Origin of the sequence: Micromonospora sp. NPDC049081 (assembly GCF_040648835.1) — a bacterium.
In the GTDB taxonomy this organism is placed as follows: Bacteria; Actinomycetota; Actinomycetes; order Mycobacteriales; family Micromonosporaceae; genus Micromonospora; species Micromonospora antibiotica.
In genome coordinates, this window is sequence record NZ_JBEZEK010000050.1 from 1 (window position 1) to 4,767 (window position 4,767).

The following is a 4,767-nucleotide window of genomic DNA, read 5'->3' on the forward strand; positions in this document are numbered from 1 at the left end:
CACCCGCTACGCCAAACGGGCATCTCTCTACCAGGCAAGCCTCGTCCTCATAGCCGCCATCATCTGGCTTCCATGATCGACAGGACAGGCCCTAGGCTGCCCGCATGATCGACGTGGCGGCGGTGGCCCGACGGTTCGTGTCCGACGTGTGGAACGCCGGCCACGAGGAGTCGGCGCACGAGCTGGTGGCGCAGGAGTGCCCGGGGCTGGGTGGCACCGGCCCGGCGGCGGTGCTGGCCTGGCACCGGGACCGCCGGGCCGCCTTCCCCGACCTGCGCTACAAACTGGTGGACGTGGTGGCGACCGGGGACCGGGTGGCGCTGCGCTGGCGGGCCGCCGGCACCCAGGCGGGACAGTTCGGCCCGGTGCCGCCGACCGGGCAGGTGGTCAGCTATTCCGGGGCGACGTTCCTGCGGTTCGACGCCGCCGGCCGGATCGTCGACGTGTGGAGCGTCAACGAACTGTTCCAACTGTTGCAACAGTTGGGTGTGGAGATGCTGCCGCCGCTCACCGACGCCGGGGCGTGATCCGGTCGATAGACAGGTTCACCGGGAACGGCTCACCGGTGTCGACGAACTTCGTCCACCGCCCGGTCTCCAGGTAGACCTCGTCCACCGCGTCGATCTTGTAGGTGTGCACGACCAGGCCGTCGTCCTCCACCTCGATCCGCCAGTAGAACGGGATGCCGGCCTGCGCGTAGAGGGTCGGCTTCAGCACCCGGTCGATGGACCGGGTGCTGGGGGAGACGATCTCGACGGCCAGCACCACCTCGTGCGCCTCGTAGCGGGACGGTTCGCGGGCTGCGGCGGTGGACGTGGTCACCAGCACGTCGGGGATGAAGGAGCGGGTCCGGTTGATGCGTACCTCAACCGCCTGGGTCACGTCGTAGTAGTCGGGGCAGTCCTCTTCGAGTGCGACGCCGAGCCGCATCGCGATGGTCTGGTGGACACGGGTGGGGGAGGCGGGCACGATCAGCACTCCATCGAGAAGTTCGCGGCGGCGGCCGTCCTCGGGCAGTGCGTCCAGATCGTCGGTCGTCCAACCGCCCTCGGGCGGATGGTCGCTCTGCAACGCAGCGGTCATCGGTCGGTCCTTCCCGGTGCGTCGTTCTCCCCGCCCGTCACGGTAGCGCCGGCAAACCCCGGGTGGTGGTCGCGCGCGCCGTGGCCACAGGGCAGGATGACCCCATGAGCGAGCGCAGCGGGCGAGTCAGCCGGCTCAGTGCGGCGGCATCTCACGGTGTGGGTGAGCGCAGCGGGGCGACGCCGTGAGCGAGCGCGGCGGGGTCCCCGGCGAGGGGCTGGTGAAGGGGCTGGCGGTCACGTTGAAGACGATGACCCGCCGGTCGACCACCCAGCAGTACCCGGACGTCGCCCCCGAGCTGCCGCCCCGCTCCCGGGGCGTGATCGCGTTGCTGACCGAGAACTGCACGGTCTGCATGCTCTGCGCCCGGGAGTGCCCCGACTGGTGCATCTACATCGACTCGCACAAGGAGGAGGTGGCGGTGGCCGGTGCGGCCCGGCCCCGTCAGCGCAACGTCCTCGACAAGTTCGACATCGACTTCTCACTCTGCATGTACTGCGGCATCTGCATCGAGGTCTGCCCGTTCGACGCCCTCTACTGGTCGCCGGAGTTCGAGTACGCCGAGTACGACATCAAGGATCTGCTGCACGACAAGGACCACCTCGGCCAGTGGATGGCCACGGTGCCGCCGCCGCCCGCGCACGACCCGCACGGCGAGCCGGCCAAGGAGGAGACCACCGCCGCGCGCAAGGCCGCCGCCCCGACCAGCTCCGCCGCCCGCCCCACCGTGGTACGCCCCGAGCCCGGCCCCGCCGACGGAGGTGCCCCCCGGTGACCGGTGCGGACGTGCTGCTGCTCGCCCTCGGCGCGGTGGCGGTCGGTTCGGGTGTGCTGGTGGTCGCCACGAAGCACCTGGTCCGGGCCGGCCTCTATCTGGTGCTCTGCCTGGGCGCGCTTGCCGGCGACTATCTGGTGCTCACCGCCGAACTGGTCGCCTGGGTGCAGGTGCTGATCTACGTGGGCGCGGTCGTGGTGCTGCTGCTGTTCGCGGTGATGTTGACCCGGGCGCCGATCGGGGCCTCCGACGACCTGGACCGGCCGGGCTGGCCGGCCGCGCTGATCGGGGCGGGCACCGGGCTGGGCCTGACGGCGCTGCTGGTCGACGCGTTCCGTTGGTCGACGGTGGAGCTGCCGGCGGCGGGCACCGCCGAGGGCATCGGCGAGCAGGTGTTCCGTTCCTGGGTGCTGCCGTTCGAGGTGCTGTCGGTGCTGCTGCTGGCCGCCCTGGTCGGCGCGATCATCCTGTCCCGCCCGGACATCGGCCGCCGCCCCGACGCCGCCGCGTCGTCGTCGCAAACAGAGGTGATCCGGTGAGGCCGGTCATCCCGTACGTCACGGCCGCGCTGCTGTTCGGCCTGGGCGTCTTTGGCGTGCTGCGGCGACGCAACGCGGTGCTGGTGCTGATGGCGGTGGAGTTGATGCTCAACGCGGTCAACCTGATCCTGGTCACCGCCGACACCACCGTGCGGGCGGTGCTGCCGCACTCCGGGCAGGTCTTCGCGCTGTTCGTGATCGTGTTGGCCGCCGCCGAGATCGGCGTCGGGCTGGCCATCGTGCTTCAGCTCTACCGGCTACGGGCCAGCGTCACCGTCGACGACGTGCCGCTGACCGAACCGGCTGTCGACCGGGCCGGGTCGGCCGGCGCACGGGCCGGGTCGGCCAGCGACGCCGCGGCCGGGTCGGCCGGCGCACGGGCGGAGGCCGGGCGGTGACCGGGTTGCTCGGGGCGGCGCTGCCGGTCGTACCCCTGGTCGCCGGGTTGCTCGGGTTGCTGCTGCCGCCGGCACCGCAGGGGGCGACCACCGGGGAGAGCGCGGCCCGGCGGGCGGCGATCGGCCTCGGGGTGGTCGGTGCGGCCGGTGCGTTGCTGGTCGCGGTGCTGCTGCTGGTGCGGGTCGGCGACCCGGTGGAGACCAGTACCAGCTGGATCGACCTGGGCGGGCTGCGGGTCACCCTCGGGGTGCGGCTGGACGGCGTCGCCGCGCTGGTCGCGGTCGCGGTGACAGCGGTGGCGCTGGCGGTGCAGGTCTATTCGGTGGCCTACCTGCGGCGCGGCCCGCACGACGACGTCGAGGTGGACCACCGCTATCCGCCCTACGCGGCGCAGATCAGCCTGTTCACCGCCGCGATGCTGCTGGTGGTGGTCAGTGGGGACCTGATCCTGCTGCTGGTCGGCTGGGAGGTGATGGGCCTCTGCTCCTATCTGCTGATCGCCCACGACCGTCGGCTGCCCGAGGCGCCCGCCGCCGCGATGAAGGCGTTCCTGGTCACCCGGGTGGGTGACGTCGGGTTCCTGCTCGGCATCGCGCTGCTCGGCGTCTCGGCGGGCAGCTTCCGGATCGCCGACGTGCTCGCCCACGACCACTCCACCGGCACCCTGACCGCCGCCTGCCTGCTGCTGCTCGCCGGGGTGGCCGGCAAGAGCGCCCAGTTCCCGCTGCACACCTGGCTGCCGGACGCGATGGCCGGCCCGACGCCGATCTCCGCGCTGATCCACGCCGCGACCATGGTCGCCGCCGGGGTGTACGCGGTGACCCGGCTCTACCCGCTGTTCACCCGGGCCCCGGTGGCGTTGGCGGTGCTCGGGGTGCTGGCCTCGGTCACCCTGCTGCTCGGCGCGCTCGCCGCCACCGCCCAGGACGACCTGAAACGGGTGCTCGCCTGGTCGACGGTCTCCCAGCTCGGCTACATGACCGGCGCGCTCGCCGTCGGTGCCCCGGCCGCCGCGCTGTTCCACCTGCTCACCCACGCCGCGTTCAAGGCGCTGCTGTTCCTCGCCGCCGGTGCGGTGATCCACGCCGTCGGCACCACCCTGCTGTCCCGGATGGGTGGGCTGCGGCGCAGCATGCCGGTCACCTTCTGGTGCACCCTGATCGGCCTGGGTGCGCTGGCCGGCGTGCCGCCGCTGTCCGGTTTCTGGAGCAAGGACGGCGTGCTCGCCGCCGCCGAGGCCGCCGCGTTCGACGGCACCGGTCCCGCCCCGGCCTGGGTCGGTTGGCTGGTCTGGCTGGCCGGGCTGCTCGGGGTGCTGCTCACCGCCGCGTACGCCACCCGGCTGCTGCTGCGCGCCTTCTTCGGCGAGGCCCGGCTGCCGCTGCTGCACCCGCACGACCCGCCGGCGCTGATGCGTTGGCCGGTGCTGCTGCTGGCCGTCCCGGCGGCGCTGCTCGGGCTGGCCGGCTTCACCAGGTGGTTCTGGCACCGGCTCTTCTTCCCGACGGTGCCCACGCTCGCGCCCGGTGACCAGGTGCTCGTCCACCTCGCCCCGGCGGTGCTGCTGCCGATCGTGCTGCTGCTGGTCGGGGCGGGGCTGGCCTGGGCCGGCTGGCGGCGGGACCCGGCCGCCGATCCGGCCCGCGCGCTGGGTCCGCTGCGGCCGGTGTTCGCCCGCGCCTTCCGCCTCGACGACCTGCAACACACCCTCGTGGTACGCCCCACGACGGCGCTCGCCCGGGTGACGCGTACCGGTGACGAGGTCGGGGTGGACGGCCTGGTGGAGGGGGTCGGCCGGGGCACCTCCACGCTCGGTGCCGGGCTGGCCGCGCTGCACCGGGCGGCCCTGCCCCGCGCGACGGCGGCGGTGCTGGCCGGCGCCCTGCTGATCGGCCTGGCCGCCGCCCTGATCGGAGTCTCCTCATGAGCGCGAGGAGTGCAGCGCAGCGGAGCCCCGCAGTCGCGAACGAG

Annotated in this window: 6 protein-coding genes; 5 read left to right on the top strand and 1 reads right to left on the bottom strand. The window is 73.0% G+C overall.

The genetic code is table 11. From position 1 onward, the window contains the following. The first annotated feature begins 104 nt into the window (after positions 1–104). The gene (locus AB0B63_RS32155) at positions 105–527 is read left to right on the top strand and encodes an ester cyclase (protein ID WP_208568251.1); all 423 of its coding nucleotides are present in this window, start codon (positions 105–107) and stop codon (positions 525–527) included. Here the strand turns inward: AB0B63_RS32155 and AB0B63_RS32160 are convergent. Continuing rightward, entirely contained in the window at positions 508–1,083 is a 576-nt protein-coding gene (locus AB0B63_RS32160; RefSeq protein ID WP_357025737.1) for a Uma2 family endonuclease, read from the bottom strand. The two genes, AB0B63_RS32155 and AB0B63_RS32160, sit on opposite strands and share 20 nt — an antisense overlap. A 184-nt stretch (positions 1,084–1,267) precedes the next feature. Between AB0B63_RS32160 and AB0B63_RS32165 the strand changes: the two genes are divergently transcribed. From AB0B63_RS32165 to AB0B63_RS32180, 4 genes are read left to right on the top strand one after another with little or no spacing between them, the layout of a single operon-like run. Then, positions 1,268–1,858 carry an NADH-quinone oxidoreductase subunit I gene (locus tag AB0B63_RS32165; protein WP_208568249.1) on the top strand — a complete coding sequence of 197 codons (591 nt, stop codon included), beginning with the start codon at positions 1,268–1,270 and terminating at the stop codon, positions 1,856–1,858. Further along, positions 1,855–2,397, top strand: a complete 543-nt coding sequence (locus AB0B63_RS32170; RefSeq protein WP_357025741.1) for an NADH-quinone oxidoreductase subunit J — start codon at positions 1,855–1,857, stop codon at positions 2,395–2,397. The genes AB0B63_RS32165 and AB0B63_RS32170 overlap by 4 nt, the downstream gene beginning before the upstream one ends. After that, positions 2,394–2,795: an NADH-quinone oxidoreductase subunit NuoK gene (gene nuoK / locus AB0B63_RS32175; RefSeq protein WP_357025744.1), complete on the top strand. Its 402-nt coding sequence runs from the start codon at positions 2,394–2,396 to the stop codon at positions 2,793–2,795. Before AB0B63_RS32170 ends, nuoK begins: the two co-directional genes overlap by 4 nt. Further along, entirely contained in the window at positions 2,792–4,723 is a 1,932-nt protein-coding gene (locus tag AB0B63_RS32180) for an NADH-quinone oxidoreductase subunit L (protein ID WP_357025747.1), read from the top strand. The genes nuoK and AB0B63_RS32180 overlap by 4 nt, the downstream gene beginning before the upstream one ends. Positions 4,724–4,767: the final 44 nt, after the last annotated feature.